Below are 15,438 nucleotides of genomic sequence, written 5' to 3'. Positions count from 1 at the left end.
GTATTGGGAGAGCAGACGATTGATAATCAGCCGGTTTTTCATAAGACCGATTCTGTAGCGGAATAGATCGAAGACCCGAAATCGCCGACAATGACGCCATTTCGGTGTTGATTCACTTCCCGGCGGAATAGGATGGATCGGTTCTACGAACTCGACGCGTTTATCGCCGTGGTCGAAGCGGGCGGATTTTCGGCGGCGGCGCGCAGAATGGCCGCATCGCAATCCGCGATTAGCAAGGCTGTGGGCGCGCTGGAGCGGCGCCTGGGCGTCGTGCTGTTCAATCGAAGCACCCGTAGCGTGACACTGACCGATCAAGGGCAAACCTATTACGACCGGATCAAGCCGCTGATCGGCGAAATCGATGAGGCTAACAGCGAGCTCACCAGCCATTCACTGCAGGTGTCGGGCCCTATCCGGATCGCGACCGCGTCGACGTTCGGGCGTCTTCATGTGCTTCCGCTGATTCCCATGCTGTTGTCGCTGAACCCCGGTCTCGAGGTGGATCTCGTGTTGTCGGATTTCGTGCGAGATATGGTGGAGGATCGAATCGATCTCGCGATTCGAGTAGGCCCGGTCAACGATCCCGATTCGGTCGTGAAGCGAATCGCGAGCACCCCGCTGGTCTGCGTTGGATCGCGTCGCTATTTCGAGCAGCACGGCATACCCGAAGATCCAGCGGAACTCGCCCATCACAATTGCCTGCTCTACGGCGGTCTGACCGAATCGGCGAACTGGCCATTTCATGGGCCGCAAGGCCGGTTCAGCGTCGCCGTGCGAGGCAACCTGTCGTCGAACAGCGTCGAGACGATACGATCGGCCGTGCTCGCGGGTGTGGGAATCGGACTCTTCGCGAAGCTCTCGCTCGCCGAAGAACTCAAGGATCCCGACATCGTGACCGTGCTGAACGACTTCCTCCGGGACGCCCGTGATGTGAGCATCGTCTGGCCGCGGCGTCGTTTCGTGCCTGCGCGCGTGCGCCGGGTCACCGACTTTTTTGCGGCTGCGTTGCCGCAGCGCTTATGAAGCTGGAAACAGTCGACGAAGACGTTGATGGCGATTTCAAGGCAAATTTGAAATATCGCTATGACGGCTGGTTATTAAACGAGCGGCTTTAACTGCCGTCGATTCCCGTAAAGCCCCGTGTGGCCGGCCTTCCAGGCTCGCTGCACGGCGCGCGCCCCGGATTGGCCATTCAAGGGCGTAAGCCTTGGCAGGCAGCGGCGCATTGCGACATTTCGGTATACTCGCGAGCTTTCCCTAGACGATCTTTCGCGGTCTTCTCCCGCGCAGCGACGGCCATCTCACCGACGTGCCGCCCTCGCGCGACAAGCGCGTCCGCCCCGCTCATCATGTCCGATCTTTCCACCTCGTTCGGCGCACCGCGCCGTCTCGTCAACATCAATCCGAAGCCGCTCGGCGTCGCGCTCGCGCTCGTCGTGCTCGGCGCGATCTATCTCGCGCAGACCGTCAGCGCGAAGCAGGCCGCACTGTATGTCCTCGGCGCGCTGCTCGGCATCACGCTCTATCACGCCGCGTTCGGCTTCACGTCCGCATGGCGCGTGTTCATCGCCGATGGCCGCGGCGCCGGCCTGCGCGCTCAGATGCTGATGCTCGCGGTCGGCGTGCTGCTGTTCTTCCCAGCGCTTTCCGCCGGCACGTTGTTCGGTCATCCGGTCGTCGGCGAAGTGTCGCCCGTCAGCACGTCGGTCCTGATCGGCGCGTTCATGTTCGGCATTGGCATGCAGCTCGGCGGCGGCTGCGCGTCCGGCACGCTGTACACGGTCGGCGGCGGCAGCACGCGGATGATCGTCACGCTGATCGCGTTCATCGTCGGCTCGGTGGTCGGCACCGCGCATATGCCGTTCTGGTCCGCGCTGCCGCATCTGCCGCCGATCTCGCTCGTGCAGACGCTCGGCGTCGGCCCGGCGATCGCGCTGAACCTCGCGGTGTTCGCGGCGATCGCCGCGCTGACGGTGCTGATCGAAAAGCGCCGTCACGGCCGTCTCGTCAGCGACGTGGATCGCGCACCGAACGCATCGCCGTGGCTGCATGGCCCGTGGCCGCTCCTCGCCGGCGGCGTCGTGCTCGCGATCCTCAACTTCGTGACGCTCGCGCTGTCGGGCCATCCGTGGGGCATTACGTCGGCGTTCGCGCTGTGGGGCGCCAAAGCGTTCTCCGCGATGGGCATCGACGTCGCGAGCTGGCATGTGTGGAGCACCGGCCCGAACGCGGCCGCCCTCGCCGCACCGATCAGCCACGACGTGAAGTCGGTGATGGACATCGGCATCGTGATCGGCGCGATGGTTGCCGCTTCGCTCGCCGGCCGCTACGCGCCGGTGTGGCGTCTGCCGCTGCGCTCGCTGATCGCGGCAATCATCGGCGGACTGATTCTCGGCTATGGCGCGCGCCTCGCCTACGGCTGCAATATCGGCGCGTACTTCAGCGGCATCGTGTCGGGCAGCGTGCACGGCTGGCTGTGGCTCGTCGCGGCATTTGTCGGCAACGTGATCGGCACGAAGCTGCGACCGATGTTCGGCCTCGCGGTCGAGCGCGTAAAGCAGACGGGTTGCTGATCGGACCGAGACTTCGCCAGACCGGCCGTCGTGGACCGGCAACAAGCCGTCCTTGACAACGCGTGAGTGCAGCATCGCGACCTGAAAATCCTATACTGGGTCCGTGCGGTTGCTGACTTCGCGCGTTGTCTGCGCATGCCTTTGCGCGAGTCCAATCGTCGGACATGACGCCTCTGAATTCCGGTGGACCGTGCGTTACGTCACCTGCCTGACAGGACGGAGGACGAAGCCATGCTGACGATCGACGACATCCGCGCTGTGCCGCTGTTCTCGACTCTCCCCGACAGCGAACTGGAGGACCTCGCGCACATATGCGCCGACCTGCATTTGTGCGCGGGCGAGTTCGCCGTCCATGAAGGCGGCGAGCGAGCGCTATACGCCGTGCTGTCGGGCAAGATGGAAGTCATCAAGTCTTTCGACGGCATCGAGCGAACCTTGGGCTGGCGTCTGCCCGGCACGATCTTCGGCGAAGTGCCGCTTGCGCTGAGTTCGCCGTTTCCTGGCGCGTATCGCGCGGCCGAGCCTTCGCGCGTGATGCGCGTCGATGCGCCGCAATACTATGCGCTCGCGGCGGCATCGCCGGACGTGGCGTTCAAGATGGGCGCGCTGGCGCGCGAACGCATCGGCGGGCTGCAAAGCCTTTCCGCCGAGCCGCCGAAGGTGCGCGTGACCATCGTCGGCAGCCGTTGGGACAATAGGTGCACGCTTCTGCGTCAGTTCCTCGCCCGCAATCAGATCAGCGCCGACTGGATGGCGCCGGATGCGCCCGAACTTGCCGCGCGCTGGCCTGGCACGTGTCCGACGGAAAGCGAATGCCCCGCTTTGCGCCTCGTCGACGGCACGGTGCTGAGCCGACCCGCGACACGCGAGCTGGCAGGACTGCTCGGCCTTCAGACCCAGCCGCGTCATGCCGGATACGACACCGCGATCATCGGCGGCGGACCCGCGGGGCTCGCGGCCGCGGTGTACGGCGCGTCGGAAGGTCTGCGCACGCTGGTGCTGGAGCGCGAGGCGCCGGGCGGACAGGCGGGCACGTCCTCGCGCATCGAAAATTACCTCGGCTTTCCCAACGGTGTTTCCGGCGATGAACTCGCGAGCCGCGCGCTGCAACAGGCACGGCGGCTCGGCGCGGAGATTCTGGTGACGCGCTCGGTCGAGCGCATCGATGTGCAAGCGCGGCAGATTCATCTCGATGACGGCGACGCCGTGCACGCTCGAACGATCATTCTCGCGACGGGCGTCACGTGGCGGCGGCTTGCAATCGACGGCTTCGACCGCTTTATCGGCAAGGGTATTTACTACGGCGCGGCGCGCAGCGAAGCGAGCGCGACGCACGGGCTCGATGTCCATCTGATCGGCGGCGGCAATTCGGCCGGCCAGGCCGCGTTGTACTTCGCCAATCATGCGCGCAGCGTGACGCTCGTCGTGCGCGGCGACTCGCTCGAAAAGGGTATGTCGCGCTATCTCGTCGAACAGCTTGCGGGTAAGTCCAATGTCGCGGTGCGGTTGCACTCGGAGGTCGTCGCCGCGCACGGTGAAACGCATCTGACGGCCATCGACATTCGCGACTCGACGAGCGACGAAGTCCGCCGGCACGACTGCGGCGGTCTGTTCGTCTTCATCGGAGCGGATGCGCAGACGGAATGGCTGCCGCCCGAAATCGCGCGCGATGTGCGCGGCTATGTTCTAACCGGCGACGACGTCGTCAAGGCGGGACGCTGGTCGCATCAGCGCGATCCTTACCTGCTTGAATCGAGCGTCGCTGGCGTGTTCGCGTGCGGCGATGTAAGGCTGAGCCCTGTGAAGCGCGTCGCGTCAGCCGTCGGCGAGGGCAGCATGGCGATTGCTTTCGCGCACAGGTACTTGCAGTCGGACCGCGTGTGAGTCTGCCGCTCGATCGTGTCGCGCGGCGCTATATATTGGCAGGCAGCGCGACGCGTTCCAATACCGTCATCGGACCGAGCCTTTCGATCACCTCCCGCTGCGCCGCATCACGCACGAAGAGCGCACCGGCAAAGCCGAGCGCGTTCACCGAGACCCCTTCGACACGCTCTTGCGATCTCGGCACCAGCAGCATCCAGCGCCGCGTGACGAGCAGGTTGTAGGGCGTCGCGTGGCAGGATGCACGGTCGATTTCGACCGCGCCGACACCCGCCGCGTCGAGCAGCGCGCGATAACGGGAAAGCGCCCGTTTGGCCGCATCCGCGCGCGGCCATTCATCCGCGTCGAAGCGTGCGAACGCATGCCGAAACGGCAGACCCGACAAGCGCTTGCGCGCACTGAGCAAGGGCTCGATAGGCACGGGCGGATCGGTTTCCCCGAGCGGCAGCGGTACGATCTGCAGATGCTTGTGCGGCTGGCTCGCGCCCGCTTGCGTGCCCGCGTTGTAAAAACCGATGCCGTCGAACTCAGCCATGCACGTCAGCAGCGCTTCGAAATCGGCAAGATCGAGCAGCGCTTCCTGCCGTTCGAATTCGCGCGTGACGATCAGCAGATGATGATCGATCACGTTGAACTTGTTCAGCAACGCGACATGCGTGTCGGAGATATCGGCGACGAACAGATCGGGCTCGTAGGGAAGAAATGGATTCGCGTGAGGGCGCTGTTGCGTCTGAAGCTTTCGCGCTTGCTCGCGCTGCTGCTCCTTGCGCGTCAGGCTCGACACCTGACGCACGACAAAGCGGATGCCGCCGCTGCCGATCCCGGACTGTTGCGTGTGAATCGGTTGCAGTGCACCGCAGCTCAGTGCATGTTCGGTCTGTCGCAGAACGGCGGGCCACAGCGTACCCGGAATCAGGCGTCGTTGTTGTTCCATAGGATGTCGGCAGGCGCGGCGGCGCGCGAGAAGCGAGCGAAAGCGCAGCCGCTACAGCTTGTACCCTATCGTGCGCAAAAGATCCTTGCGCCATTGAACGTCTTCCGCGCTTTCGATGCCGACCGGCGAAAAACCATCGATCACGCCGACGATGCCGCGGCCCTGATCGGTTTCAGCGATCAGCACTTCGACGGGATTCGCTGTGGCGCAGAAGATGCGGCAGACCTCGGGCACAGCCTTGATCGTGTTCAGTACGTTGACGGGGAAAAAGCCGTCGCCCAGAAACACGAAGAAGCCATGGCCCGCGCCGACGTTGGTTGCGTTCTGGCATGCCATCTCGACGAGGCTTTCGTCCGTGCCGGAGCGGCGCACGAGGCGCTTGCCCGAGGCCTCGCAGAACGCGAGGCCGAACTTGATGCCGGGCACCGTCCCGACCATCGCCTCGTGAATATCCTCGACGGATTTGATGAAGTGGCTTTGCCCGAGAATGAAGTTGGTCGCTTCGGGCTTGACGACCTTGACGGCGGACAATTGCATAGTGGACCTCGCTCGATCGCGGCAAAACGCCGATCCGGCTTCTAGCCTAGTACTAACTGCGCGTGAGCGAAACCTCGACCGGCCACGAGCCGCCTTCGCACCGCACGTTCATCATCATCAGTCAGCAGCCGTCCGGGTTGGGCGGCGCTTTCACGTTTTGACCCGCTTTAAAACCCGTCGGGCCGCGGCGGGCTCTTCGAGTCAACAAGGTCAACCGCCGGTTTACGCCCCTCACCGAGTGTGCAAGTATCTTTACCAACGCGTATCCCGCACACTCTTGCGAGGCTCACGATGGCCTGGAAACTGTGGAAAACCGAGAAGCGGTACGACGAGACGCGAAGCTGGCCGAGCGATACGCATCAGTCGTTGAAGCAGTTGCTGGATATGTACATGGGCAGCGACTCGCCACCGTTTGCGAACTGGGCCGCGCCTGGGATCACCTTCACGCCCGATGTCGAAACGCTCGGCCGAAATGGAGTCCGGGGATATCAGCTGGCCCTCTGGTTGTGGCTTTTTGCCGAGAAGCACGGCACTATCGCGGCGAAAATGGTGCGTGAATCCTTGTGTCTGCTCGCCGACGCGATGCAACCGTCGTCCGGTGACAAGATCGACTCGCTCCTCGACCTCGCAAACCGGCTGGCGCATTCTGTCGAGGCCCTGTCCGCTCGACAGCGCACCTTCAGGCTGGAGGATCTGTCCGTAGAGCTACCGACGGAGTTTTTCCTCGCTACAGCCTTCCTCCGGCTCGCACCGGACTCTCCTTATGCGGGAACCGAAGGCGCCAACCTGCAAGGCAATGACTACAAGCTGGCCGACTGTTTTCGCCATGCAACGGAGGAAGGGCTGGCGGTATTCCGGCCCATGATAGACGCGGTCGACTTCGACGCGAAATCGCTGCCCGACTGGAGATGGAGCGCTCATCCCGGCGCTGCCGAGCGACACCTGCAACGACGCCACAACAATCCGCTTTTCGCGCTTCATCGTCAGATGGTGACCGCTCACAACGTCTATGAGGCAAGGCTTGCCGATGCTCAGGCCATTCAGGACATCAGAAGCGAGCTTAATGAGCGTGGCCGCTCATTCTCCGAGACGACCGAATTGCCGTTGAACTGGCAGCCCTTCCTCGAAGCATACCGGGACCACGTCGACCGGCTCGAGGAACGCCGGCTCGTTGTCGGCGGACAGAGTACGTCCCTCGGCAATGCAATCGCAGCGTTGCGCGCCGACATACTCACAACCTGGCGCGCTTCGCTTCACAACAACCGGCACAGTCTCGCGACGCTGGAGCAGGAAGAAGCGAAACGGGCTGAGCGACGGACGCTGCTGTATGGATGCGAGTGGACCGCTCAGCTTTTGAGCCACGGGTCCCTGATTCCGCCAGAAGAGGTCGTGCCCGCCCTGCTAAGCGAGCCTCCCTCCGAATTGGAAAAGGCGGTGACAGGCCTGCGGGGCGAACCACGGCTGCATCAGACGCTTGCGCAGTGTTGTGCAACTGCGCATCGGCTTGTGAACGAGCTTCGCGCGGCTGGCCGTCAGCTTCCCGATATCGACGACAAGCTGCGCATTCTGGATAGTGCGCCCGGGCAGTCGCCGGACTGATAATCTTCCCCGCGTTCTGTGTTTTGTTACCTTTGGGTCCAGCGCGGATTGCCGGCGACCCTCATGCCACGCACGACCACAAAGGCCACTTATGAATTCTTCCTCTCGCGACCCGCTCGATGTAGCGACAGAGGCGGTAGCTACGCTCTCCAAATACCTGGAACTTTCGCTCGACAAAGGAAAGAGCCTGATTTTAGTGCTTTCGCAACGCGAAAATTGCCAGGTCTATCTTGGTGATCCTGGCGAGCCAGACGCCGACTGGACAAGCTGCGCGGCCATTCAGAACACCGTGGTCCGCGCGCTTCTGGAGGCCACCCGGTCGGGACTCAATCAATTGATCATTGAAGGGCAGTCCTACCGCTTCGTTCGGACCTTCGCGCAAGTTGCCGAGCATGGAGCTGTCGTCTTCACACCTGCGTAGACCTTGTAGCCAATCACGTCATCATGGATGATCGTAGCGATTTCCTTGTGCGCAACATGTCGTCCAGCGAGGTCGATCTGGCGATCGAATGGGCTGCGGCGGAGGGGTGGAACCCAGGCCGGCACGACGCGCGATGCTTCAGGAATGCGGACCCCAATGGCTTTTTCGTCGGTACCTGGCGCGCAGAACCAGTGGCCTGCATCTCGGCAGTCGCCTACGATGAGCGCTTCGGTTTCATTGGCCTCTATATCGTCAAGCCGGCGTATCGCTCGAGGGGTTTCGGTCTGCGCATCTGGCAGCACGCCATGCGCTATCTGGGCGATCGTACGATTGGCCTGGACGGTGTCGTTGCACAGCAGCAGAACTATAAAAAATCCGGCTTCCAGCTCGCGTATCGCAACATCCGCTTCCAGGGTGTGGTGCGAGCCGCGGCGACGCCAAACCTGACGAACGCGCGGGATGTACCCTTCGCGCAACTGGTCGCCTACGACAGCGCATGTTTTTCGACCGGCCGTTCCCGGTTCCTTGCGGACTGGATTGCGCAACCACAGGCGTTGGCTCTCGCGGATGTGCGGGACGCCCGGATAAGAGGATACGGCGTGCTGCGCCGTTGCAGAACCGGCTACAAGATCGGTCCGCTTTTTGCCGACGACGCACAGATTGCCAACGATCTGTTCGACGGACTGGCCGCGAACGTCGCAGGCGAAGTCATCACGTTGGACGTCCCGGAGATCAACGCCGCCGCCGTAGCGCTCGCTGAACGCAATGGCATGGTTAGCGCGTTCGAAACGGCGCGAATGTACACTCGCGCCGCGCCGGCGATTCCCGTGCAACGTGTGTTCGGGGTGAGTTCGTTCGAACTAGGTTGACTGCAAAGTTCAAGGTGCTGAAAAAAATGGTCGGAACGCGATTGACCGTCTCGTCGTTCACTTTGCCCTCTTCTTCCTCTCCGAAACTTCGACGGTAGCGTCGACCGGTGTGAACGGCGCCTGAAAATGATCGACGAGAAAATCGATGAAGGCTCGCGCCCGCGCCGTCTGATTGCGCTGCCTGGGGTAATAGACGAATAGATCCGCCGACGGGAGCACGGTATTCGGCAGCACCAGCTTAAGGCGCCCGCTCTGCACATACTTGGCCAGATCCCATTCAGAGCGAATCAGAATCCCATGACCGTCGAGCGCCCACCGAAGGGCAATGTCGCCATCATTGCTCGATAGCGCGCCCTTGACCTTGATCGCCTCGATGTGGTCGTTCACGATGTAGCGCCACACGCCATAGGCATCATCGTTCTGCCGATGAATGATGCAGCGATGCTGATGCAGATCCTCCACGCGCTCGGGCGTGCCAAACCGTTCCAGATATTTCGGGGATGCGCAAAGAAAACGGCGATTGCTCATGATGCGCCTCGCGCTCAGGCGACTGTCGGGTAGCTCGCCGAATCGTATCGCCATGTCGAAAGCGCCTTCGACCAGATCGACCGGCCGGTCTGTCACCTCGAACTGAACTTCGACATTCGGAAAACGCTTCGCGAAGTCAGAGACGAGCGGTGCAATGGTCGTCCTGCCAAAGCCTAGCGTCGCGTTGATGCGCAACGGCCCATGCGGATCGCGTCCAGCGCCGGATATGGCCTCCTCCATCTCGCGGACCTGCCCGACGATCTGGGACGCATAGCGCAGATAAGTCTCTCCCTCGGGCGTCAGGCTGACGCTACGCGTGGTCCGGTTGACCAGACGCGCGCCGAGCCGCTGCTCGATGATCCCCAGCCGCTTGGTCGCCGCGGGCGGACTGAGATCCAGCGCCCGTGCGGCGCCGGACATGCTTCTGAGTTTTGCAAGGAGAATGAAAAATTCAAAGTCGGAGGCGGGAGCATTACTCACTTGGAGTGAAATATGTAGTGAACGTAGGTGAATTCTAACAAGCTCTATCGCGACTAAGCTAGGCACCACATTGAAGCCGGGGTGGCTCAATAACTGTTCAAATCTCTGGAGACAGTGGCGTGAGAATCGTTGAAATCCGCGAAAAAACCGTTCCGATCAGTTCCCCGATCCGGAACGCCTATATCGACTTCAGCAAAATGACCCTGAGTCTTGTCGCCGTCGTGACGGACGTGATCCGCGACGGCAAGCCGGTGATCGGCTACGGCTTCAACTCGAACGGCCGTTACGGCCAGGGCAAGCTGATGCGCGAGCGTTTCGTCCCGCGCCTGCTCGAGGCCGACCCTGCCTCGCTCGTCGATGACGCCGGCGGCAACCTGGATCCCCACAAGATCTGGGCGACGATGTTCATCAACGAGAAGCCCGGTGGCCATGGTGAGCGGTCCGTCGCCATCGGCACGATCGACATGGCCGTCTGGGACGCGGTGGCGAAAATCGCCGGCAAACCGCTGTTCCAGCTCCTCGCGGACCGGTACGGCAATGGTCAGGCCAACCGCAAGATCTTCGTCTACGCGGCGGGTGGTTACTACTATCCGGGCCAGGACCACGAAAAGCTCAAGGATGAAATGCGCAGTTACATCGACCGGGGCTACACGGTCGTGAAGAAGAAAATCGGCGGCGCCTCGCTCGACGAAGACCTACGGCGCATCGACTCCATCCTGAGCGTGCTGCAGGACGGCCAGAAGCTCGCGGTCGATGCCAATGGCCGCTTCGATCTCGATACGGCGATCAGGTACGCGAAGGCCCTGTCGCAGTACGACCTGTTCTGGTACGAAGAGGCGGGCGACCCGCTCGATTTCGAGTTGCAGGCAACGCTGCGCAACTACTATGACAAGCCGATGGCAACCGGCGAAAACCTGTTCTCGATGCAGGATGCCCGCAACCTGATCCGCTACGGCGGTATGCGCGCCGATCGTGACTGGCTGCAATTCGATTGCGCGTTGAGCTATGGGCTCGTCGAATATCTGCGAACGCTCGACATGCTGCATCAGCATGGCTGGTCGAGGAGCCGTTGCATTCCCCACGGCGGGCACCAGATGTCGCTCAACATCGCGGCGGGCCTCGGACTGGGTGGCAACGAATCGTACCCGGACCTGTTCCAGCCATATGGCGGCTTCCCGGACGGCGTTCGCGTCGATAACGGATATATCACGATGCCGGAGCTGCCCGGCATCGGCTTCGAAGGCAAATCCGACCTGATTGCCGAGATGCGCAAGTTGGCCGAATAACGCCCGCCCCTCAACCGCACCGACAAACGTTTTCGGTCGAATGGTTCATAACAGGACGGAACAAAGCCGGCGCAATGCGGCCTTCCCACGCTCGTGCGCGGGAAGGCCGCATTTTTCCCTTTGAAGACGCCACGCACAGGAGACAGACATGCCAGTATCGAAAGCAGCAAGAGCACTTTCCAAGCTGTACGTTCAGGTCCTTATCGGGATCGTGGCCGGTGTCCTGCTGGGCCACTTCTACCCCGATATCGCCTCACAGATGAAGCCGCTGGGCGACCTGTTCATCAAGCTGATCCGGATGCTGCTTGCACCGATCATTTTCGCGTCGGTCGTGGTCGGGATTGCGCGCATGAACGACCTCCACCTGGCCGGGCGGGTGGGCGTGAAAGCCCTGTTGTATTTCGAACTGGCATCGACGGTCGCGCTGATAGCGGGCATGGTAGTCGTGAATGTCATCAAACCTGGCAGCGGAATGAACATCGATCCCTCGCAAATCGATGCCGCTGCGATTTCGGCCTATACGCACGCGGCGCAGCAACACGGAATGCTCGACTTCTTCATGAGCATCGTTCCGAATAGCATCGTCGGCGCATTCGCCAATGGCGAGATGCTTCCCATCATTTTCTTTTCCGTGCTGCTTGCGATCTCGCTGGCAAAGCTCGGACCCCGTGCCGCCCCATTCGTCGACATGCTCGACATGTTCCTTCAAGGCATGTTCGGCATCGTGCGGATCGTGATGTACGTTGCTCCGATCGGCGCGTTCGGGGGCATGGCCTTCACCATTGGCAAATACGGCATTGGTACGTTGGCATCGTTCGGCGAGTTGATGCTTTGTCTGTATCTGACTTCGTTCTTCTTCGTGTTCGTCGTGCTTGGCCTCGTGATGAAATTGTGCGGGCTATCGCTGTGGAAGTTTCTCCGCTACATCAGGGACGAGATTCTCATTACGCTCGGCACTGCGTCGACCGAAGCGGTGTTGCCGCAGATGCTGATCAAGATGGAGGCGATGGGCTGCCCTCGCCCCGTCGTCGGCATGGTGTTGCCCACCGGCTACACGTTCAATGCCGATGGAACGGCGATTTATCTGACGATGGCGGCCTTGTTCATCGCTCAGGCGATGAACGTCCACCTGAGCCTGTGGGACCAGTTTCTCGTGCTCGGCGTGCTTCTGCTCACATCGAAGGGCTCTGCCGGCGTGGCCGGGGCGGGATTCGTTGCACTGGCCGCGACGCTAGCCTCGATGCACAAGATTCCCGTGGAAGGCCTCGTGCTGCTGCTCGGCGTCGACCGCTTTCTCAACGAGGCGCGCGCAGTGACGAACCTGATCGGCAATGGCGTTGCGACCGTCGTCGTCGCTCGCTGGGAGGGGCAACTCGACAGGGACATGGCGCGCGCGGTGCTGAATCGCGAGAGCCCGGCTTACTTGCATACCCCCGGTGCAGCCGCGCAACCGGCAGTCACGTCGGCAACGGCGACCGAATCGGCCGTGCGTTCCAGCGCGCATTAGCCGAATCATCATCGATAGAGCTGCACTTTTCGGGCTGGATGCCGTTAATGCAACGGTATCTCACTCCACCGGATTCAGCATGAAACTCACCATCAAGTTCCGTCTTCTCGCCACACTCACATTGCTCGGGTTCCTGCTGACGGTGATCGGCGCGCTGGGTATCGCCGGCATGCGTGGTTCCAACCAGGCAGTTGCGCAGGCGTACACCAACGACGTGGCTGCCGCGACCGCGCTCGGCAGGTCCAATCTGAACCTGACCATAGTGCGCACCACGCTCGACCGCGTGCTGTTGCACCCGGAAGCATCGGATAGAGCCGCACTCATCGATAAGGCGCGCAACTATCTCGCGGTCTCTGAGATGGCCTGGAAAGAGTACCGCGCACTGTCCGTCTCCGACGAAGAGGCTGCCTTGTCGAAGGCTGTGGCCGACGCCCGCCAAGCGATGCTGCATGGTGCACTCGAACCGATGATGGATGCGATGAGCCGTGGCGATCATGAAGCCGCCGATCACGATGCGATGGTCGTGATGCCACCGCTGTCGGCGGCTCTCACGCAGAAATCCGCGAATCTGGACAAGTTTCGCAACGAGCAGGGCAACGCGCGTTACACGGCGGCACAGGACCGGTACGACATGCTTGCGACCATTACCGGAATCGCGATCGCCGTCGGTCTTCTAACCTGCGTCACATGCGGCTTCACGCTGCTTCGCGCAATCTCGCGCCCGATCGACATGACGGTGCGCCATGTCGAGCGACTCGCTCAGGGTGACATGTCGCAGGAACTGCGCTTCGACAGTGCCGATGAAATGGGTCGCCTCGTCACAAGCGTCGGGCAGATGCAGAAGGACATCGGCACGATGATCGAACAGATCGCACGCGGCAGCGAATCGATCGCGTCCGCGACCCAGCAGATCTCGGCTGGCAACGCGGACCTGTCGTCGCGCACCGAGACGCAGGCCGCGTCGATCGAGGAAACAGCCGCGAGCATGGAACAGCTCACCAATGCTGTCACGGAGAACGCGGCGCACGCGCGTGAAGCGCGCGAACTGGCCGACGCGACGAATGCGACGGCCGGCGCGGGCGCGCAGGTGGTGCGTCAGGTCATCGCCGCGATGAGCGACATTCAGGACGGCGCGAAGAGGATGGGCGAGATCATTGGCGTAATCGAAGGCATCGCGTTTCAGACCAACATCCTGGCCTTGAATGCTGCTGTCGAAGCCGCTCGCGCCGGAGAGCAAGGGCGTGGTTTTGCCGTGGTGGCTGGCGAAGTACGCAATCTCGCCCAGCGCTCAGCGACAGCGGCAAAAGAAATCAAGGAACTGATCGACGCGTCGACGGCGCGAGTCGCCGACGGTTCGCGGCTGGTCGGTCGCGCCGGTGAGGCCATGGGCGAAGTACAGACGGCCGTCAGCCGCGTCACGTCGATCATGAGCGACATCGCGACGGCTTCGGCCGAACAGAGCGATGGCATCGAGGAAGTCAATCGCGCGATTACGCAGATGGACCAGATGTCTCAGCAAAATGCCGCACTCGTGGAGCAGGCAGCCGCCGCGGCCGCGTCGCTAACCGAGCAGACGGGTCTGTTGACGAAGGCGGCTGGCCGATTCCGCTTTGCGTCGATGTCCGACCGTTAGAGTCGGCGTGCAAAGCGGAAAGAAGTCTGTCGCCCGCGCCGCCCAGCTACGGCTTTTTCGCCGTCAGGTATGCGATGCGCGCCGCGCCGAGCTGCTTCCCGCTTTCGAAAATCGCCCGCATTCGACCTTCGAGGTACTCTCGCTCGTCGCGCGTGAATTGCTTGTCGAAGATCTCTTCCAGGGTCGGCGCCAATGGGTGAGGCGAAGTACGAACAAACGTTTCCCAACGCAGACAGTCCTCGGTTCGCACATCGATGTGCAATTCCAGATGAATGTCGGTGAATCCCGCATCGATGGCGAATCGGACAAGGTCGCGCTCACCATAGTTCGTGATGGGCAGCGTGCGCGCCTTTTCCTCGGTGTCAGGAAACTGGGCCGCGCGGCATCGGAGCAGCAGAGGAAAGAATGGGTCATCGGTCTGGATCGCGCGAGTATCGACCAACCGCTTGAGCATGCAAACCTCGAGTGCTTCGTCACGCAGGATGGGCTCTGCGATGGCGAAGCGGCCACCTGGTTTGAGTATGCGGTAAAGCTCGCGCATGGCCGCGGGCTTGTCTTCCACATACGCCAGAACCGCGCGCATCGTGGCTGCATCGACGGCTTCGTCGGCAATACCCGCAAGGTTCTCAGCGGAGCCGTGTATGTACGTACACTGCCCGCTCACACCCAGGGTGCCGGCGGTCTGTTGGGTGTGCCGGAGCAACGGCGCGGAAATATCCGTCATCACCACCCGGATCGAGGCGCCGGCTCGTTCGATCGCCCGGAATCCCACGAGACCATCGCCCGTCCCGATGTCCGCCAAGGTCATGCCGGAACGAAGGCGAACGAAATCCAGCACGCGGTCCGCGTATCTGGTGATCTCAACGCGGACGCTGTCCTCATGCGCGCGATCGTCGCCATGGCGCAGGCTCAGAATCCATTTCGACCAGTTGTCGTGAGTTACGTCGTTCGTGGGTGGCGTCAAAATAGCGTTTCCGGGCAATCGTGAAAAATACGGCGGATGATAGCTTCAGAACCTGAAGACGTCCTTAACGAATGGAATTCGGAACGTCCAGGTAAGCGCATGACGCCCGCGTGCGGGTTCGAACATTACGCGGCAACGCTGCTTGCTGACACATGTACGTCATGATAGGTTGCTCAAATCCCGCTGCCGCAATCTGGCATCTATTTTTCGCGACGCCACGCGCGAT

13 protein-coding genes are annotated in these 15,438 nt (G+C 61.9%); 9 read left to right on the top strand and 4 right to left on the bottom strand.

Annotation, left to right across the window (positions count from 1 at the left end; genetic code table 11):
• The first annotated feature begins 132 nt into the window (after positions 1 to 132).
• The 3 genes from OKW43_RS35345 to OKW43_RS35335 all read left to right on the top strand — a co-directional run bounded on the left by OKW43_RS35345 (position 133) and on the right by OKW43_RS35335 (position 4,457).
• Positions 133 to 1,023 carry a LysR substrate-binding domain-containing protein gene (locus OKW43_RS35345; RefSeq protein WP_429453047.1) on the top strand — a complete coding sequence of 297 codons (891 nt, stop codon included), beginning with the start codon at positions 133 to 135 and terminating at the stop codon, positions 1,021 to 1,023.
• 326 nt (positions 1,024 to 1,349) lie between these two features.
• Positions 1,350 to 2,573, top strand: a complete 1,224-nt coding sequence (locus tag OKW43_RS35340; protein ID WP_187633682.1) for a YeeE/YedE family protein — start codon at positions 1,350 to 1,352, stop codon at positions 2,571 to 2,573.
• 231 nt (positions 2,574 to 2,804) lie between these two features.
• Complete coding sequence (locus OKW43_RS35335; protein ID WP_429453045.1) at positions 2,805 to 4,457, top strand: FAD-dependent oxidoreductase; 1,653 nt, start codon at positions 2,805 to 2,807, stop codon at positions 4,455 to 4,457.
• Between the two features lie 28 nt (positions 4,458 to 4,485).
• Here OKW43_RS35335 and OKW43_RS35330 read toward each other — a convergent pair whose 3' ends face one another.
• Positions 4,486 to 5,388 carry an ATP adenylyltransferase family protein gene (locus tag OKW43_RS35330; RefSeq protein WP_429453043.1) on the bottom strand — a complete coding sequence of 301 codons (903 nt, stop codon included), beginning with the start codon at positions 5,386 to 5,388 and terminating at the stop codon, positions 4,486 to 4,488.
• Positions 5,389 to 5,439: 51 nt separating this feature from the next.
• A complete protein-coding gene (locus tag OKW43_RS35325) occupies positions 5,440 to 5,925 on the bottom strand; it encodes an adenosine-specific kinase (protein WP_187633685.1) in 486 nt (161 codons plus the stop codon).
• A gap of 291 nt (positions 5,926 to 6,216) precedes the next feature.
• Here OKW43_RS35325 and OKW43_RS35320 point away from each other — a divergent pair, with 291 nt between their 5' ends.
• The 3 genes from OKW43_RS35320 (at position 6,217) to OKW43_RS35310 (ending at position 8,814) form a co-directional block, all read left to right on the top strand.
• A complete protein-coding gene (locus tag OKW43_RS35320; protein ID WP_187633686.1) occupies positions 6,217 to 7,524 on the top strand; it encodes a tryptophan leader peptide in 1,308 nt (435 codons plus the stop codon).
• Between the two features lie 91 nt (positions 7,525 to 7,615).
• The gene (locus tag OKW43_RS35315; protein WP_187633687.1) at positions 7,616 to 7,945 is read left to right on the top strand and encodes a hypothetical protein; all 330 of its coding nucleotides are present in this window, start codon (positions 7,616 to 7,618) and stop codon (positions 7,943 to 7,945) included.
• A 23-nt stretch (positions 7,946 to 7,968) separates the two neighbouring features.
• Positions 7,969 to 8,814 (top strand): GNAT family N-acetyltransferase, encoded by an 846-nt coding sequence (locus tag OKW43_RS35310; RefSeq protein WP_429453040.1) that lies wholly within the window; start codon positions 7,969 to 7,971, stop codon positions 8,812 to 8,814.
• A 57-nt stretch (positions 8,815 to 8,871) separates the two neighbouring features.
• On the opposite strand, the gene OKW43_RS35305 is transcribed toward OKW43_RS35310, so the two are convergent.
• The gene (locus OKW43_RS35305; protein ID WP_429454726.1) at positions 8,872 to 9,762 is read right to left on the bottom strand and encodes a LysR substrate-binding domain-containing protein; all 891 of its coding nucleotides are present in this window, start codon (positions 9,760 to 9,762) and stop codon (positions 8,872 to 8,874) included.
• A gap of 179 nt (positions 9,763 to 9,941) precedes the next feature.
• Here OKW43_RS35305 and OKW43_RS35300 point away from each other — a divergent pair, with 179 nt between their 5' ends.
• The 3 genes from OKW43_RS35300 to OKW43_RS35290 all read left to right on the top strand — a co-directional run bounded on the left by OKW43_RS35300 (position 9,942) and on the right by OKW43_RS35290 (position 14,248).
• Complete coding sequence (locus tag OKW43_RS35300) at positions 9,942 to 11,108, top strand: mandelate racemase/muconate lactonizing enzyme family protein (RefSeq protein ID WP_429453038.1); 1,167 nt, start codon at positions 9,942 to 9,944, stop codon at positions 11,106 to 11,108.
• Between the two features lie 148 nt (positions 11,109 to 11,256).
• Positions 11,257 to 12,615, top strand: coding sequence for a dicarboxylate/amino acid:cation symporter (locus OKW43_RS35295; protein WP_429453036.1), 1,359 nt, complete (start codon positions 11,257 to 11,259; stop codon positions 12,613 to 12,615).
• Positions 12,616 to 12,694: 79 nt separating this feature from the next.
• Complete coding sequence (locus OKW43_RS35290; protein ID WP_187633691.1) at positions 12,695 to 14,248, top strand: methyl-accepting chemotaxis protein; 1,554 nt, start codon at positions 12,695 to 12,697, stop codon at positions 14,246 to 14,248.
• Between the two features lie 46 nt (positions 14,249 to 14,294).
• On the opposite strand, the gene OKW43_RS35285 is transcribed toward OKW43_RS35290, so the two are convergent.
• Complete coding sequence (locus OKW43_RS35285; RefSeq protein WP_187633692.1) at positions 14,295 to 15,212, bottom strand: class I SAM-dependent methyltransferase; 918 nt, start codon at positions 15,210 to 15,212, stop codon at positions 14,295 to 14,297.
• Positions 15,213 to 15,438 lie beyond the last annotated feature (226 nt).

It is taken from the genome of Paraburkholderia sp. WC7.3g (assembly GCF_050436345.1).
Lineage (GTDB): Bacteria > Pseudomonadota > Gammaproteobacteria > Burkholderiales > Burkholderiaceae > Paraburkholderia > Paraburkholderia podalyriae.
Note: the sequence above shows the minus strand (reverse complement) of the source record. Positions and strands in the feature narration are given on the sequence as shown.

Coding starts and splice junctions, on each gene's coding strand:
- OKW43_RS35345 (WP_429453047.1), top strand. CDS start 133: ATGGATCGGTTCTACGAACTCGACGCGTTTATCGCCGTGGTCGAAGCG.
- OKW43_RS35340 (WP_187633682.1), top strand. CDS start 1,350: ATGTCCGATCTTTCCACCTCGTTCGGCGCACCGCGCCGTCTCGTCAAC.
- OKW43_RS35335 (WP_429453045.1), top strand. CDS start 2,805: ATGCTGACGATCGACGACATCCGCGCTGTGCCGCTGTTCTCGACTCTC.
- OKW43_RS35330 (WP_429453043.1), bottom strand. CDS start 5,388: ATGGAACAACAACGACGCCTGATTCCGGGTACGCTGTGGCCCGCCGTT.
- OKW43_RS35325 (WP_187633685.1), bottom strand. CDS start 5,925: ATGCAATTGTCCGCCGTCAAGGTCGTCAAGCCCGAAGCGACCAACTTC.
- OKW43_RS35320 (WP_187633686.1), top strand. CDS start 6,217: ATGGCCTGGAAACTGTGGAAAACCGAGAAGCGGTACGACGAGACGCGA.
- OKW43_RS35315 (WP_187633687.1), top strand. CDS start 7,616: ATGAATTCTTCCTCTCGCGACCCGCTCGATGTAGCGACAGAGGCGGTA.
- OKW43_RS35310 (WP_429453040.1), top strand. CDS start 7,969: ATGGATGATCGTAGCGATTTCCTTGTGCGCAACATGTCGTCCAGCGAG.
- OKW43_RS35305 (WP_429454726.1), bottom strand. CDS start 9,762: ATGTCCGGCGCCGCACGGGCGCTGGATCTCAGTCCGCCCGCGGCGACC.
- OKW43_RS35295 (WP_429453036.1), top strand. CDS start 11,257: ATGCCAGTATCGAAAGCAGCAAGAGCACTTTCCAAGCTGTACGTTCAG.
- OKW43_RS35290 (WP_187633691.1), top strand. CDS start 12,695: ATGAAACTCACCATCAAGTTCCGTCTTCTCGCCACACTCACATTGCTC.